General features: G+C 63.0%; 14 protein-coding genes. 5 read left to right on the plus strand and 9 right to left on the minus strand.

All coding sequences use genetic code 11. The features are described from left to right. Positions 1-39: 39 nt before the first annotated feature. Entirely contained in the window at positions 40-1,188 is a 1,149-nt protein-coding gene (locus tag AC5O5R_RS26715; protein WP_494511856.1) for an NAD(P)/FAD-dependent oxidoreductase, read from the minus strand. 16 nt (positions 1,189-1,204) lie between these two features. Continuing rightward, on the minus strand, positions 1,205-1,372 hold the full coding sequence (rubA, locus tag AC5O5R_RS26720; RefSeq protein ID WP_172228677.1) for a rubredoxin RubA: 168 nt from the start codon (positions 1,370-1,372) through the stop codon (positions 1,205-1,207). Positions 1,373-1,488: 116 nt separating this feature from the next. On the opposite strand from rubA, the gene AC5O5R_RS26725 reads away from it, so the two are divergent. Continuing rightward, positions 1,489-2,046, plus strand: coding sequence for a chorismate--pyruvate lyase family protein (locus AC5O5R_RS26725; RefSeq protein ID WP_494511857.1), 558 nt, complete (start codon positions 1,489-1,491; stop codon positions 2,044-2,046). Continuing rightward, a complete protein-coding gene (gene ubiA / locus AC5O5R_RS26730) occupies positions 2,046-2,936 on the plus strand; it encodes a 4-hydroxybenzoate octaprenyltransferase (RefSeq protein ID WP_172285894.1) in 891 nt (296 codons plus the stop codon). Before AC5O5R_RS26725 ends, ubiA begins: the two co-directional genes overlap by 1 nt. 120 nt (positions 2,937-3,056) lie before the next feature. On the opposite strand, the gene AC5O5R_RS26735 is transcribed toward ubiA, so the two are convergent. Then, on the minus strand, positions 3,057-3,425 hold the full coding sequence (locus AC5O5R_RS26735; RefSeq protein WP_172228671.1) for a COG4315 family predicted lipoprotein: 369 nt from the start codon (positions 3,423-3,425) through the stop codon (positions 3,057-3,059). A 172-nt stretch (positions 3,426-3,597) separates the two neighbouring features. Here AC5O5R_RS26735 and phoB point away from each other — a divergent pair, with 172 nt between their 5' ends. From phoB to AC5O5R_RS26750, 3 genes are all read left to right on the plus strand, one after another. Next, on the plus strand, positions 3,598-4,287 hold the full coding sequence (phoB, locus tag AC5O5R_RS26740) for a phosphate regulon transcriptional regulator PhoB (RefSeq protein ID WP_003253341.1): 690 nt from the start codon (positions 3,598-3,600) through the stop codon (positions 4,285-4,287). Positions 4,288-4,335: 48 nt separating this feature from the next. Then, positions 4,336-5,643, plus strand: coding sequence for a phosphate regulon sensor histidine kinase PhoR (phoR, locus tag AC5O5R_RS26745; RefSeq protein WP_494514866.1), 1,308 nt, complete (start codon positions 4,336-4,338; stop codon positions 5,641-5,643). Between the two features lie 172 nt (positions 5,644-5,815). Beyond that, positions 5,816-7,156 (plus strand): hemolysin family protein, encoded by a 1,341-nt coding sequence (locus tag AC5O5R_RS26750; protein ID WP_172228667.1) that lies wholly within the window; start codon positions 5,816-5,818, stop codon positions 7,154-7,156. A 12-nt stretch (positions 7,157-7,168) separates the two neighbouring features. Here the strand turns inward: AC5O5R_RS26750 and AC5O5R_RS26755 are convergent, their stop codons facing one another. The 6 genes from AC5O5R_RS26755 to AC5O5R_RS26780 all read right to left on the minus strand — a co-directional run bounded on the left by AC5O5R_RS26755 (position 7,169) and on the right by AC5O5R_RS26780 (position 15,073). Next, a complete protein-coding gene (locus tag AC5O5R_RS26755) occupies positions 7,169-8,065 on the minus strand; it encodes a M23 family metallopeptidase (protein WP_172285896.1) in 897 nt (298 codons plus the stop codon). A 240-nt stretch (positions 8,066-8,305) separates the two neighbouring features. Then, positions 8,306-9,199, minus strand: a complete 894-nt coding sequence (locus AC5O5R_RS26760) for a response regulator (RefSeq protein ID WP_172228664.1) — start codon at positions 9,197-9,199, stop codon at positions 8,306-8,308. A gap of 164 nt (positions 9,200-9,363) precedes the next feature. Continuing rightward, the gene (phoU, locus tag AC5O5R_RS26765) at positions 9,364-10,134 is read right to left on the minus strand and encodes a phosphate signaling complex protein PhoU (RefSeq protein WP_172285897.1); all 771 of its coding nucleotides are present in this window, start codon (positions 10,132-10,134) and stop codon (positions 9,364-9,366) included. A gap of 56 nt (positions 10,135-10,190) precedes the next feature. Then, a complete protein-coding gene (gene pstB / locus AC5O5R_RS26770) occupies positions 10,191-11,024 on the minus strand; it encodes a phosphate ABC transporter ATP-binding protein PstB (RefSeq protein ID WP_172233661.1) in 834 nt (277 codons plus the stop codon). A gap of 72 nt (positions 11,025-11,096) precedes the next feature. Beyond that, positions 11,097-12,713, minus strand: coding sequence for a phosphate ABC transporter permease PstA (gene pstA, locus AC5O5R_RS26775; RefSeq protein WP_172229204.1), 1,617 nt, complete (start codon positions 12,711-12,713; stop codon positions 11,097-11,099). A 71-nt stretch (positions 12,714-12,784) separates the two neighbouring features. After that, positions 12,785-15,073, minus strand: a complete 2,289-nt coding sequence (locus AC5O5R_RS26780; protein ID WP_494514867.1) for an ABC transporter permease subunit — start codon at positions 15,071-15,073, stop codon at positions 12,785-12,787. Positions 15,074-15,197: the final 124 nt, after the last annotated feature.

Genomic DNA, 15,197 nt, shown 5'->3' on the forward strand with positions numbered 1-15,197 from the left:
CAGGCAACAACAGGATAAAACCGACAGAACGACCGCTGTTTACGCCATCAGCGGCGGCAGTTGGCGATTCAGCGCCAGCCTTTCCATCACGGCTGCACCCGTCAGTGCGTAGCCCAGCAGTTTGCCGTCGGCATCCAGGCACAGCACCTTGAGGTCACTGCCCTGCCCCTCTACCTGCCAGGTACCTTCGCGGCCCTGAGGCGGCGGCGAAACGACCAGTGGGCAAGCAGGGGTTTTTACGGTAATCGGCATCGGCCCGTAGGCAACCGCCGTCGGTGTCCCGCTCAGGGTTTGCGCCAGGGCCCTGGCACAGCTCATCAGCGGCATTACATAAAGCAGGTTGATGCCATCGACCTCGGCACAGTCGCCAAGCGCGTAGATATTGGCGTGCGACGTGCGCAGCTGGCGATCGACAGTTACGCCGCGGTTGGTCTGCAGGCCGGCGGCGGCGGCCAGGTCGGTACGCGGGCGCAGGCCGATGGCCGAGACCACCAGGTCGCAGGCGATCACGCTGCCATCCGACAGATGCGCCTCCAGGCCATGAGCTGCCTGCTGCAGGCGGGTCAGCACCGGGCCAAGGTGGAAACGCACACCCAGGGCTTGCAGCCCGGCCTGCACGGCGCTGGCAGCAGCCGGATGCAGCAAGGTTGGCATGACCTGCTCGCACGGCGCGACGACGTCGACCTGAAAACCGCCAAGGCTCATGTCGTTGGCGAACTCGCAACCGATCAGGCCGGCACCGAGGATCAGTACCCGCTGCTTGCCATCGGCTGCAGCACGGAAGCGCGCGTAGTCTTCCAGGTCGTTGATCGGGAACACCAGCCGGCTGCCATCGCCCTCGATCGGCACCTGCACGGTCTGGGCGCCCCATGCCAGCACCAGGTCGCGATATTCCACGGCTTCTTCGCCGATCCACAGGCGCTTGTGACCCGGATCGATGCCGCTGATACGGGTGTGGGTGCGTATCTCTGCGTTCAGTTGCTCGGCCATGGCACCCGGCTCGGCCATGCACAGGCCATCGGCGCCTTTGTGCTTGGCAAAGCCGGTGGAGAGCATGGGCTTGGAGTAGGACCGACCGTCATCGGCGGTGATCAGCAGTAGCGGCGTCTGCGTATCGAGCTTGCGAAACTCGCGGGCCAGGTTGTAGCCCGCCAGGCCGGTACCGATGATTACCACGGGGGACGTCATGTCGTGCTTTCCTCTATCAGCCGATGAAGATCATTTCAAAGTCGCTTTTGCCGACGCCGCAATCAGGGCACAGCCAGTCTTCCGGTACATCTTCCCAACGGGTGCCAGGGGGGATGCCGTCGTCCGGCCAGCCCTCGGCTTCGTCATAAATCAGGCCACAAACAATACACTGCCATTTTTTCATCAGGCTCAATCCTCACACAGGGTAGGGCTTTGTAGCGGCCCTGCCGGCAGTATGCAAGCAGTCAGGGCAATCATGCTAAGCTCGCCGCCTCTCTGGCTGTGACAAAGCATACCAACGTGTCGTACGAATCCCCGCAAGCAGCCGCTGTCGCGTGGCTGCCGTATTCACAGCTGGCGACCGACATCGACCAGCCGATCCTTGACTGGCTGTTCGACGAGGGCTCGCTGACTCGCCGCCTGACCCGCCTGGCCAATGACCAGTTTTCCGTCACCCCACTGTTCGAGGGCTGGCAGCCGCTGCGCGATGACGAATGCCAGGCGCTGGGTATCGCTGCGGGTGCCGAAGGCTGGGTGCGCGAGGTGTACTTGCGTGGCCATGGCCAGCCTTGGGTGTTCGCCCGCAGCGTTGCCAGCCGCAGTGCCCTGGAGCGCGGCGGCCTGGACCTGAAAACCCTGGGCAGCCGTTCGCTGGGAGAGTTGCTGTTCTGCGACCAGGCGTTCATCCGCCACCCGATCGAGGTCTGCACTTATCCACAGGCCTGGCTGCCGCCTGCAGCGGCCGATGCAGCGCTCTGGGGGCGTCGCTCGCGCTTCGAACGTGGTGGCCTGGAACTGCTGGTAGCAGAAGTGTTTCTGCCGGCAGTGTGGCAAGCGGCCAAGGAGGATAACCGCTGATGTACCTGCAACTGCTGAAGTCGCTCAACCGTCTGCACCCGCGCGCGTGGGACTTTGTCCAGCTCAGCCGCATGGACCGGCCAATCGGTATCTACCTGCTGCTGTGGCCAACCCTGTCGGCAGTGTGGATTGCCGGCAACGGTTCGCCGACCTTGGCCAACGTGCTCATATTCGGTCTGGGCGTGGTGCTGATGCGCGCTGCCGGCTGCTGCATCAACGACTTTGCCGACCGCAAGGTGGACGGCCACGTCAAGCGCACCGCCGACCGCCCCCTGGCCAGTGGCCGGGTCCGGCCACGCGAGGCACTGGCGCTGTTCGCCATCCTGGTCGGGGTGAGCTTCCTGCTGGTGCTGTGCACCAACAGCCGCACGGTGTGGCTGTCGTTCGGCGCCGTGGCCCTGGCGTTCTGCTACCCGTTCATGAAGCGCTACACCTACTATCCGCAGGTGGTACTGGGGGCAGCGTATTCCTGGGGCATCCCCATGGCCTTCACTGCCGCAGGTGGCGAGCTGCCGGCCAGCGCCTGGCTGCTGTATATCGCCAACCTGCTGTGGACGGTGGGTTACGACACCTACTACGCCATGGTCGACCGCGATGACGACCTGAAAATTGGCGTGAAGTCGACCGCGATCCTGTTCGGCGAGGCCGACCGCAACATCATCCTGACCTTGCAGCTGCTATCGCTCGGCTGCCTGTTGCTGGCGGGCAGCCGTTTCGAGCTGGGTGGCTGGTTCCACCTGGGGCTGCTGGGTGCGGCGGCGTGCTTCGCCTGGGAGTACTGGTCGACGCGCAAGCTGGACCGGGACGCGTGCTTCAAGGCGTTCCTGCACAATCATTGGGCGGGGTTGCTGGTGTTCATCGGGGTGGTGCTGGATTACGCGTTGCGTTAATGCTGATGGCGCTATCGCCGGCAAGCCAGCTCCAACAGGTACGGCGCCACCTTCAGGGCTTGTACATGGCCTGGGGGAGCTGGCTTCCCGGCGATGGGCCGCACAGCGGCCCCGGCACCTTCAAGGCTTGGCAACGTGCCACACGTCCTTCATACCGTCACCGGTCATGTCGCCGGCCTTCTTGTCCTTGACGAAGGTGTACAGCGGCTTGCCGTCATAGGCCCATTGCATCTTGCCGTCATCACGCTTGATCTGCGTCCACTTGCCCTCGGCCTTTTCGCCATCACTGACCATCAATGGCGGCCAGTTGGTAGCGCATTCGCCATTGCACATCGACTTGCCGCCCGCATCCTTGTCAAAGGTGTACAGCGTCATGCCAGCATGATCGACCCACATGCCATCCTTCTCCATGGCATGGTGGGCCGAGGCCACCCCCGGGAGCGCCAGCGCAGTGAAAAGGGCCATCCAGCTCAGCGTTTGTCGTGTCATTGGATTCACCATTGTTTCGGGGGAAATGAGTTCGGATTGCCGCTTCAGCGGCCCTCTGAAGCCTAGTTCAGTCATGGAATGTCGCCAGAACGGCCAACACCCTGTCACACAGCTGCAATAATTCCGTTATCTAATGCGGGCCAAGACACCGAATCCAGGAGAGGTTTTGAGCATGGTTGGCAGGAACATTCTGATCGTCGACGACGAAGCGCCTATTCGCGAGATGATCGCCGTTGCCCTGGAAATGGCCGGCTATGACTGCCTGGAAGCGGAAAACTCCCAACAGGCCCATGCGATCATCGTCGACCGCAAGCCGGACCTGATCCTGCTCGACTGGATGCTGCCAGGCACCTCCGGCATCGAACTCGCCCGCCGCCTCAAGCGCGACGAGCTGACCGGCGACATCCCGATCATCATGCTTACCGCCAAGGGTGAAGAGGACAACAAGATCCAGGGCCTGGAAGTAGGCGCCGACGACTACATCACCAAGCCGTTCTCACCTCGTGAGCTGGTCGCCCGCCTGAAAGCCGTGCTGCGCCGCACTGGCCCGAGCGACAGCGAAGCGCCGATCGAAGTGGGTGGCCTGCTGCTCGATCCGATCAGCCACCGCGTGACCATCGATGGCAAGCCGGCCGAAATGGGCCCTACCGAATATCGCCTGCTGCAGTTCTTCATGACCCATCAGGAGCGCGCCTACACCCGCGGCCAGCTGCTGGACCAGGTCTGGGGTGGCAATGTCTATGTCGAAGAACGCACGGTCGATGTGCACATTCGGCGCCTGCGCAAGGCGCTGGGTGAAGCCTACGAAAATCTGGTACAAACCGTCCGGGGCACTGGCTACCGCTTCTCGACCAAGAGCTGATCGAGTTCAAAAGCGCCAAGCTGCACGTCGTTGTACAAGGACCGTCAATTGAACCAGAACTGGCACGCGACCCTGATTCGCCACTTGCTGCTGCTGATCACCGTCTGCCTGATAGGCGGGCTGGTCAGCGGCTACTATGGCTGGAGCCTGGCCATCGGCCTTGCGCTTTACCTGGGCTGGACCCTCAAGCAACTGTTGCGCCTGCATGACTGGCTGCGCAACCACCAACCCGACGAAGCACCGCCCGATGGTTATGGCCTGTGGGGCGAGGTGTTTGACAGCATCTACCACCTGCAACGCCGCGACCAGCGCGTGCGCGGCCGCCTGCAGGCAGTGATCGACCGGGTGCAGGAGTCCACCGCCGCACTGCGAGACGCAGTGATCATGCTCGACAGCGATGGCAACCTGGAATGGTGGAACCGCGCCGCCGAGACCCTGCTGGGTTTCAAGACCCCACAGGACGGCGGCCAGCAGGTGACCAACCTGGTCCGCCACCCGCGCTTCAAGGAGTACTTCGAGGCAGAGAACTACCTCGAACCGCTGGAAATCCCCTCACCGATCAACGACCGCATGCGCGTGCAGCTGCACATCACCCGCTACGGCAACAACGAGCACCTGATGCTGGTGCGCGATGTCACACGCATCCACCAGCTGGAACAGATGCGCAAGGACTTCGTCGCCAACGTGTCCCACGAACTGCGCACGCCGCTGACAGTCATCACCGGTTACCTGGAAACCCTGCTGGACAACGTCGCGGACGTCAACCCGCGCTGGTGCCGCGCCCTGCAGCAGATGAGCCAGCAGGGCTCGCGCATGCAGACCCTGCTCAACGACCTGCTGCTGCTGGCCAAGCTGGAAGCCACCGATTACCCGTCGGACAACCAGCCGGTGGCCGTCGATGCCTTGCTCGCGGCGATCAAGAACGACGCGCAGGCACTGTCGGGGCCGCGCAACCAGCGCATCACCCTCGAGGCCGCCCCGGGCATACGCCTGAAGGGCAGCGAATCGGAACTGCGCAGTGCCTTTTCCAACCTGGTGTTCAATGCCGTCAAGTACACCCAGGACGAAGGCAACATCCGCATCCGCTGGTGGGCAGATGCGCAGGGTGCGCACTTGTCGGTGCAGGACTCGGGGGTGGGTATCGATGCCAAGCACTTGCCACGCCTGACCGAACGCTTCTACCGGGTGGATTCAAGCCGTGCGTCGAATACCGGCGGCACCGGGCTGGGGCTGGCGATCGTCAAGCATGTGCTGATGCGCCACCGCGGCAAGCTGGAGATCAGCAGCGTGCCGGGGCATGGCAGTACCTTTACCTGTCACTTTACGCCGACACAATTGGCTAACGACAAGGGTTGATAGCGGCGCCGCTGTGCGGCCCTTCGCGGGCACGCCCCTCCCACAGGGACCGCAATAAATCCTCGGCTATTTGCTTTTATTGCCCCAGCCGCTACATTGGATCCCCTGTGCCAGCTAGAGCTGGCACTTTTTTTCTTCCTATCTCAAAGACGGACCCCGTAAAAACTCCATCATGGACCCTTCCCCTGGTATCAGCCTCACCTCGTTATTCGCCGATTTCGGCATGATCATCTTCGCCTTCCTGCTGGTGCTGCTCAACGGCTTCTTCGTTGCCGCCGAGTTCGCCATGGTCAAGTTGCGCTCCACACGCGTCGAGGCCATCGCCGAACAGCACGGCTGGCGCGGCAGCATCCTGCGCAAGGTACACAACCAGCTGGACGCCTACCTGTCGGCCTGTCAGCTGGGCATCACCCTGGCCTCGCTGGGCCTGGGCTGGGTCGGCGAGCCCGCCTTCGCCCACCTGCTCGAACCGCTGCTGGCGTACTTCGGTGTCGACTCGCCCGAAGTGATCAAGGGTGTTTCGTTCTTCGTCGCCTTCTTCGTCATCTCATACCTGCACATCGTAGTCGGCGAACTGGCACCCAAGTCGTGGGCGATCCGCAAGCCGGAGCTGCTGTCGCTGTGGACGGCGGTACCGCTGTACCTGTTCTACTGGGCGATGTACCCGGCTATCTACCTGCTCAATGCCAGTGCCAACACCATCCTGCGCATTGCCGGCCAGGGCGAGCCCGGCCCGCACCACGAGCACCACTACAGCCGTGAGGAGCTGAAGCTGATTTTGCACTCCAGCCGTGGCCAGGACCCAAGCGACCAAGGCATGCGTGTGCTGGCTTCGGCGGTGGAGATGGGCGAGCTGGAAGTGGTCGACTGGGCCAACTCGCGCGAGGACATGGTCAGCATCGACGCGCAGGCGCCGTTGAAGCAGATCCTGGCCCTGGTGCGCCGCCACAAGTTCAGCCGTTACCCGGTGTACGACGCCCAACGCGAGGAGTTCACCGGCCTGCTGCACATCAAGGACCTGCTGCTGGAGCTGGCCGAACTGGAGCACTTGCCCGAGAACATCGATCTGGAAGACCTCGCCCGGCCACTGGAGCGCGTGTCGCGGCACATGCCCCTGTCGCAGTTGCTGGAGCAGTTCCGCAAGGGCGGCGCGCACTTCGTGCTGGTGGAGGAAGCCGATGGCAAGGTCATCGGCTACCTGACCATGGAAGACGTGCTTGAAGTGCTGGTGGGCGATATCCAGGACGAGCACCGCAAGACCGAACGCGGCATCCTCGCTTACCAGCCGGGCAAGCTGCTGGTGCGCGGCGACACGCCGCTGTTCAAGGTCGAGCGCCTGTTGGGCATTGACCTTGACCATATCGAGGCAGAAACCCTGGCCGGGTTGATCTACGAGACGCTCAAGCGTGTGCCTGAAGAAGAGGAAGTGCTGGAGGTCGAAGGGCTGCGCATCATCATCAAGAAGATGAAAGGGCCGAAGATCGTGCTGGCCAAGGTGCTCAAGCTGGATTGACGGCTATACCGATCAGGGGTTGCCCGCAGTAAAATCCGGCAACCCGCTGATGGGCCTGTCGAACCGGTATGGAATCGACTCCAGCGCCAACCCGACGTTGCGCTGCACCACGAAATGCAGGTGCGGGCCGGTGCTGTTACCGGTATTGCCCGACTTGGCCAGCACCTGGCCTAGCCGCACCCGCTGCCCCGCCGCCACGGCCACCGATCCGCGCATCAGGTGCAGGTAGACGCCCATTGTGCCGTCGGCGTGCAGGATCCTGACGAAGTTGCCGGCCGGGTTCGGCCCGCGTCCGCTCTGGCTATTCTCCATGCTCACCACCACACCCTCCCGCGCCGCAATGATGGTAGTACCTTCGGGCATGGCGATATCCATGGCGTAACGCCCCTTGGGGCCGAAATGGCTGACACGACCATTCGGGCCCTGGGTGACACGGAAAGGCCCCCCCACCCACGGGAACGCGTAACGGTAGCCTTGCGGCCGCTTGCCGGGGTCACCCATTGCCTGCAGCAGGGTCGAGCGGTAATTCAGCAATGTCCCGGGGCGCCCCCTCAGCACGCTGAGCAGCTGTGTTGTACGCGGCGGCAGCACGCGGCGCACGAAGCGCGGGGCATCGCCGCCTTGTGCATTGACCAGGTTGTCCAGGCGCAACTCGACCTGCACGGGCACAAGCAGTTCGTTACGTGCCGAGAAACTCACGCCCCCCTGAAACACGATCGCGTTCAGGCGTACCTCGCTTTCCATCATCTCGAACATGGGTTCGTTCAGCTGCGTAGCCCTGGAACCGGGGCCTGGCCGATCGGAGTACGAGACCGTCCCGCGGTCATCGGTGATCGCATGCAGGGTAACGCCCAGGCTCGACGCCGAGGCCAGGAGCAAGGCACAGAACAGCAGCAGGCGGGCGGGCATGATAGTGGCTTTTTGACAGTTGTGATCTGTCGAAGCCTAGCAGCGGGTTTTGTGGCGGGTATGACAGCTGGTCGGATGACACGCTGTGTGGGAGCGGGCGTGCCCGCGAAGCAGGCGACGGGGTGGATGGCACGGGCTTCGCCCGTGTTCGCGGGCAAGCCCGCTCCCACAGGGATCGCACAGGCTTTTCAAGTTCTGCGCCAGGCAGTCGCTCCCCTGGGCGCATCCTGCCCTTGGCTATCAAGCGCCGGGGGAGAAGTGTTTCTGCGCAGTGCCACGGGCAATCAGCCGCGACAGGTAGTCGAGCTTCTGGGCGTCCTGGTCGACAAACTTGAAGGTCAGTTGCAGCCAGTCACTGTCAGGCTTGGGCTCCAGTGCGGCAACGGCATGCAGGTAGCCATTGAGCCGTGCCACTTCAGCGCTTTCGCCCTGTTCCAGGTCCAGCACCGCGCCCTCCAGCACCTGCGGCAGCGCTTCGCTGCGGCGCACTACCAGCAGCGCTTCTTTAAGGCTCAGCGCCTTGATCACGCACGGCTGCATGCCACTGGCCAGGCGCAGCTGGCCCTGCCCGCGACCGCTCGGCGTGGTGCTAGCCGTCGCGGCTGCAGCGGGAGCCGTGACCACTGGCCTGGCGGGAGCCGGCGCCGCGACCTTGACCGCCTCCGGCTTGCCGGCTGTCAGCGCATTCAGCGAATCATTGGCAAACGCTGAATTGCCCCGTGCAGGGCCGATGGCCATCAGGCTGTCGAGCTTGCCGATTTTGCTCAGGGCCTTTTTCACCTTGGTCAGCAGTTGCTCGTTGGTGAACGGCTTGCCGACAAAATCGGAAACGCCCGCCTGAATCGCCTGAATGACGTTTTCCTTGTCGCCACGGCTGGTCACCATGATGAACTGCAGGTTTTTCAGCGCAGGCTGCTGACGGCACCAGGTGAGCAGTTCCAGGCCGGACATTTCCGGCATTTCCCAGTCACACAGGACCAGGTCGAATGCTTCCTTGCCCAGCATGGCCATGGCCTTGCGACCGTTGACCGCATCGTCGATGGCCATGCCCGGAAAGGCATTGCGCAGGCACTTGCGGACCAGGTCACGGATAAACGGGGCGTCATCCACGACCAGCACATTCACTTTACTCATCGATACTCCTTTTGAATCCCGACTAGCCTACTGGCAAATAATGGCCATTTGCTACAACCTGGTCACGCCGGGACTTCTTCACATCGTTCGCGGGTGCCTGCCGGCTCCTCGACCGCAAACGAAAACGCCCGGCGTAGGCCGGGCGTCGATGCACGGGAGCAACCTTATTTATCGTCAGGTTTGCCCGGAACATTAGCCTTTTCGCCGTCGGCGAAAGCGGTACCCTGCACTTCTGCAGTCATGCGCTTGAGGCCCATGTGGCGCACGTCGGTGCCGCGCACCAGGTAGATCACCAGCTCGGAGATGTTGCGCGCATGGTCACCGATACGCTCCAGCGAACGCAGCGCCCAGATCACGCTGAGTACCCGCGAGATCGAGCGCGGGTCTTCCATCATGTAGGTCACCAGCTCGCGCAGGGCGGTCTTGTACTCGCGGTCGATGGTCTTGTCGTACTGGGCCACCGACAACGCCAACTCGGCGTCGAAGCGGGCAAAGGCGTCCAGCGCGTCGCGCACCATGTTGCGCACCTGGTCACCGATATGGCGCACTTCGACGTAACCGCGCGGCGACTCGCCCTCTTCACACAGCTGGATGGCACGGCGGGCGATCTTGGTCGCTTCGTCACCGATGCGTTCCAGATCGATCACCGACTTGGAAATGCTGATGATCAGGCGCAGGTCGGAGGCCGCCGGCTGACGACGGGCGAGGATGCGCACGCACTCCTCGTCGATATTGCGCTCCATCTGGTTGATCTGCTCGTCCACTTCGCGCACTTGCTGGGCCAGGCCCGAGTCGGCCTCGATCAACGCGGTTACCGCGTCGTTGACCTGCTTTTCCACCAGGCCGCCCATGGCCAGCAGATGGCTGCGCACCTCTTCGAGCTCGGCGTTGAACTGCTGGGAGATATGGTGGGTCAGGCTTTCTTTGTTGATCATCGTTTTGTCCTTTGGTAGCGCGGCCTTGTAGGAGCGGGTGCTCTTGCGAGCCGCGCTTAACCGTAGCGACCGGTGATGTAGTCTTCGGTCTGCTTCTTCGCCGGATTGGTGAACAGGGTATCGGTATCCCCGAATTCGACCAGTTTGCCCATGTACATGAAGGCGGTGTAGTCCGAAACACGGGCCGCCTGTTGCATGTTGTGGGTCACGATGACGATGGTGTATTTGGATTTCAACTCGTAGATCAGTTCTTCGACCTTCAGGGTCGAGATCGGGTCCAGTGCCGAGCACGGTTCATCGAGCAGCAGCACTTCCGGCTCGACGGCGATGGTGCGAGCAATCACCAGACGCTGCTGCTGCCCCCCGGACAAGCCCAGCGCCGATTCGTGCAGGCGGTCCTTGACCTCGTCCCACAGCGCCGCACCCTTCAGCGCCCACTCGACCGCTTCGTCAAGCACGCGCTTTTTGTTGATGCCCTGGATACGCAGGCCATAGACCACGTTTTCGTAGATGGTCTTGGGAAACGGGTTGGGTTTCTGGAACACCATGCCCACCCGACGGCGCAGCTCGGCCACGTCTTCGCCCTTGCGGTAGATGTTGTTGCCGTACAGGTTGATGGCGCCTTCCACTCGGCAACCGTCAACCAGGTCGTTCATGCGGTTGAAGGTGCGCAGCAGGGTCGACTTGCCGCAGCCGGACGGGCCGATGAAGGCGGTCACGCGCTGTTTCGGGATATTCATGCTGACGTCGAACAGGGCTTGCTTGTCGCCGTAGTACAGGCTCAGGCCGGGGACTTCAATGGCCACGGTCTCTTCGGCCAGGCGCAGGCCCTGCTTGTCGCGACCCAGGGCGGACATGTCGATGCCGTGAGTGTGGGAATCTTGCTGCATGGTCAACTCCATACGCTATCAATTCGTTTCAAAGGGCCGCCCGGCTCACGGGCGGCACGCTTGCAGGCTGGGTCAGCTGTCGAGCGCCTTGTACTTCTCGCGCAGGTGGTTACGTATCCACACGGCCGAGAGGTTGAGGGAGGCGATCACCATCACCAGCAACAGCGCAGTGGCGTATACCAGCGGCCGCGCGGCTTCGACGTTCGGGCTCTGGAAGCCGACGTCATAAATGTGGAAGCCCAGGTGCATGATCTTCTGGTCCAGGTGCAGGTACGGGTAGTTGCCATCCACTGGCAGCGACGGCGCCAGCTTGACCACACCCACCAGCATCAGCGGCGCCACTTCACCGGCGGCACGGGCCACGGCGAGGATCATGCCGGTCATCATGGCCGGGCTGGCCATGGGCAGGACGATTTTCCACAGGGTCTCGGCCTTGGTCGCGCCCAAGGCTAGCGAGCCTTCGCGCACGGTGCGCGGAATGCGTGCCAGGCCTTCTTCGGTGGCCACGATCACCACCGGCACTGCCAGCAGCGCCAGGGTCAACGATGCCCACAACAGGCCTGGTGTACCCAGGGTCGGCGCCGGCAGCGCTTCGGGGAAGAACAGCCGGTCGATCGAGCCACCCAGCACGTAGACGAAGAAGCCCAGGCCGAACACACCGTAGACGATCGCCGGAACGCCAGCCAGGTTGTTCACCGCGATGCGGATCAGCCGGGTCACCGGGCCTTGCCTTGCGTATTCGCGCAGGTAGACGGCAGCCAGGACACCGAACGGGGTCACGATCACCGCCATGATCAGGGTCATCATCACGGTACCGAAGATGGCCGGGAAGATACCGCCCTCGGTATTGGCTTCACGCGGGTCGTCGCTGAGGAACTCCCAGACTTTGGCAAAGTAGGTGCCCAGCTTGGTGAACGCGGACATGCCGTTGGGCTGGATCGCGTGCACCACCTTGCTGAGGTTGATTTCCACTTCACGGCCGTTGCCATCGCGGGCCACCAGGCTGTCCCGGGCAAAGGCCTGGTGCAGGCCGCTGAGGCGGTCTTCGATGGCCTTGTAGCGGCTGTTCAGCTCGGCCCGGTCGGCATCCATGTCGGCCTGGGCGGCGGCGTCCAGCTTGCCGGCCAGCTCCAGCTTGCGGGCTTGCAGGCGCAGGCGCTCGAGGCCATGGTTGATGGCGCCGATGTCCTTCTTCTCCAGCTGCTGCAGCTCACCGTTGAGCTGGCTGGCACGCTTGAGGCGGGCCTGCAGTTCGCTCCAGGCGGCCGGGCCCTCGGCGACCACACGGCCCTGTTCCTTGACGCTGACCAGATAGCCATAGAAGTTGCCCCACTCGCGGCGCTCCAGGGCGATCAGATCGGTCGGGTACTTTTCGTCGACCAGCCAGTCGCCAACCACCCAGGTGAAGTCGCTGCCGTTGAGGTCGCGGTTACCCACCTTGATCAGCTCGCGGGTCATGAACTCCGGGCCCTGGTCAGGTACCGGCAGGCCGGCCCCTTTCAGGCGCGCACGGGGTACGTCTTCCTTTTGCACCACTTCGCCGACGACGACGTGGTCAGCCTGGCCGGGCACCTTGTAGGTGGCCTGGACAAGATCGGCCGGCCAGAAGTGGCCCAGGCCGCGGACGGCGATCACCGCCAGCAGGCCGACGGTCATGATCACCGCCATGGCCACCGCGCCGCCGCTCATCCAGACGCCTGGGGCGCCGCTCTTGAACCAGCCTTTGAGGGAATCCTTTTTCACGGATCGCTACCTTTCTATCAAAGCGACGAGTATTTCTTGCGCAGACGCTGGCGAATCAGCTCGGCCAAGGTGTTCATGACGAAGGTGAACATCAGCAGCACCAGGGCGGCCAGGAACAGCACGCGATAGTGGCTGCCGCCAACTTCCGATTCGGGCATTTCCACGGCCACGTTGGCGGCCAGGGTGCGCATGCCCTCGAACAGGTTCATCTCCATCACCGGGGTATTGCCGGTGGCCATCAGCACGATCATGGTCTCGCCCACCGCACGGCCCATGCCGATCATCAGCGCCGAGAAGATGCCCGGGCTGGCAGTGAGGATGACCACGCGGGTCAGGGTCTGCCAAGGCGTTGCCCCCAGCGCCAGCGAACCGAGAGTAAGGCTGCGCGGCACGCTGAACACGGCGTCTTCGGCAATCGAGTAGATGTTGGGGATGACCGCGAAACCCATGGCGATACCCACGACCAGGGCGTTGCGTTGGTCATAGGTGATCCCCAGGTCGTTGGTAATCCACAAGCGCATGTCGCCGCCGAAGAACCAGCTTTCCATGTGCGGGCTCATGGTCAGCGCGAACCAGCCGGTGAACAGGATGACCGGGATCAGGATCGCCGCTTCCCAGCCATCCGGCACCCGCAGGCGGATCGACTCGGGCAGGCGGCTCCAGGTGAAGCCGGCCAGCAGGATGCCGAGCGGCATCAGCAGGAACAGGCTGAACACACCTGGCAGGTGGCCCTCAAGGTACGGGGCCAGGAACAGGCCGGCGAAGAAGCCGAGGATCACCGTTGGCATCGCTTCCATCAGCTCGATCACCGGCTTGACCTTGCGGCGCATGCCGGGGGCCATGAAATAGGCGGTGTAGATGGCCGCGGCAATGGCCAGCGGCGCAGCCAGGATCATTGCGTAGAACGCGGCCTTCAGGGTGCCGAAGGTCAGCGGCGACAGGCTGAGCTTGGGTTCGAAGTCGGTGTTCGAGGCGGTCGATTGCCAGACGTACTTGGGCTCGTCGTAGTTCTCGTACCAGACCTTGCCCCACAGCGCGCTGAAGGATACTTCAGGGTGCGGGTTGCGCAGGCTCAAGGGCAGCAGCTTGCCGCCTTGCTCGATGATGATGCGGTTGGCCCGCGGCGACAGGGCCAGGATGCCCGGGCCATCGGCCACCGGCTCGACCAGCAGGGTGCGGTGTGCGGTGCTGTGGAACACGCCCAGATTGCCCTCGGCGTCCAGGGCGATGAAGCCCTTGCGGCGCTCTTCGGCATCAATCTGCACAATCGGTGCCTTGTCCATCTGGAAGGTGCGGATCTGCTTGAAACGCGACTCGCCGTCCGGATCACGGGCCATGAACCATTGGGCCAGGCCACCTTTGGAGTCGCCGATGATCAGTGAGATGCCGCCCACCAGCTGAGCCGTGGCGGTGATTTCGGTGTCAGCGCTTTCAGACAACTTGTAGCGGCCATTGAGGCTCTTGTCGCGCAGGCTGAACACGTCCGCGGTAGCGCGGCCGTTGATTACGTACAGCCACTGCTGGCGCGGGTCGATGAAGATGTTCTTCACCGCTTCGGTCATCTGCGGCAAGACGATGCGGTTCTGCTCGGTGGTGACCTCTCCGGTCATCATGTTTTCCGTGCGGGTCAGCTCCATCACCTGCAAGTGCGCGCCGGTGGAGCCGGCCAGCAGCAGGGTGTCATTGTTGACGTTGACGGTGACGTGCTCCAGCCCACGGCCCTGCTCGTCGAGCACGAACGGCTGCTCGCCGTAGGGGTAATCGATGCCGGGAGTGATGGTTTTCTTGTTGTCCGGGTAGGTGATCTTGTAGGTGTGGTGGAACACCAGCGCCTGACCATTGGACAAGCCCAGCACCACCAGCGGGCTGCCCGGCACATCGGTACTGATCGATGTAACCTGGGTATCTGCCGGTACCGCCAAATCGACACGCTTGAGCTCGCTACCGGTCTTGGTGTCGAAAAACAATGCCTGGCCCTTGTCCGAAACGCGCATGCCCACCAGGTTCTGCTCTTCAAGCGCGATCATCAGCGGCTTGCCGGTATCCTGCTGCAGCCAGGTCGGCTCCAGGGCCTTCTTGCTGGTCAGCTCGGCGCCCTGGAACAGTGGCAGCACAACGTAGGCCAGGTAGAAGAAGATCAGGGTGATTGCCGCCAACACGGCAAGCCCGCCCACCAGTACGTACCAGCGGGTCAGGCGATCCTTCAGTGCGCGCATGCGGCGCTTGCGTTGCAACTCGGGCGTATTGAAATCAATGCGCACGGGCTGGGAGTTTTGAGTCATGGTGGAGTTGGCCAGATCATTCATGCGCACACCCTAGCGGTCCCGTGTGACAAAAACATTACAAAGTGGTGACGCACGAAAGCCCGCCGCTCAGGATACCTGGGCGTCGGACTGGAAATTCGTGGACGAGGCCGGGCAGCTGCGCCGG

The sequence above is a fragment of the Pseudomonas sp. 8_5_2 genome, from assembly GCF_059295255.1.

Bases quoted from the DNA above. Each gene is read 5' to 3' on its own strand.
- rubA (WP_172228677.1), bottom strand. From the start codon at position 1,372: ATGAAAAAATGGCAGTGTATTGTTTGTGGCCTGATTTATGACGAAGCC.
- AC5O5R_RS26715 (WP_494511856.1), bottom strand. From the start codon at position 1,188: ATGACGTCCCCCGTGGTAATCATCGGTACCGGCCTGGCGGGCTACAAC.
- phoU (WP_172285897.1), bottom strand. From the start codon at position 10,134: ATGATCAACAAAGAAAGCCTGACCCACCATATCTCCCAGCAGTTCAAC.
- pstB (WP_172233661.1), bottom strand. From the start codon at position 11,024: ATGCAGCAAGATTCCCACACTCACGGCATCGACATGTCCGCCCTGGGT.
- phoB (WP_003253341.1), top strand. From the start codon at position 3,598: ATGGTTGGCAGGAACATTCTGATCGTCGACGACGAAGCGCCTATTCGC.
- pstA (WP_172229204.1), bottom strand. From the start codon at position 12,713: ATGAGCGGCGGCGCGGTGGCCATGGCGGTGATCATGACCGTCGGCCTG.
- AC5O5R_RS26735 (WP_172228671.1), bottom strand. From the start codon at position 3,425: ATGACACGACAAACGCTGAGCTGGATGGCCCTTTTCACTGCGCTGGCG.
- AC5O5R_RS26750 (WP_172228667.1), top strand. From the start codon at position 5,816: ATGGACCCTTCCCCTGGTATCAGCCTCACCTCGTTATTCGCCGATTTC.
- ubiA (WP_172285894.1), top strand. From the start codon at position 2,046: ATGTACCTGCAACTGCTGAAGTCGCTCAACCGTCTGCACCCGCGCGCG.
- AC5O5R_RS26780 (WP_494514867.1), bottom strand. From the start codon at position 15,073: ATGAATGATCTGGCCAACTCCACCATGACTCAAAACTCCCAGCCCGTG.
- AC5O5R_RS26755 (WP_172285896.1), bottom strand. From the start codon at position 8,065: ATGCCCGCCCGCCTGCTGCTGTTCTGTGCCTTGCTCCTGGCCTCGGCG.
- AC5O5R_RS26760 (WP_172228664.1), bottom strand. From the start codon at position 9,199: ATGAGTAAAGTGAATGTGCTGGTCGTGGATGACGCCCCGTTTATCCGT.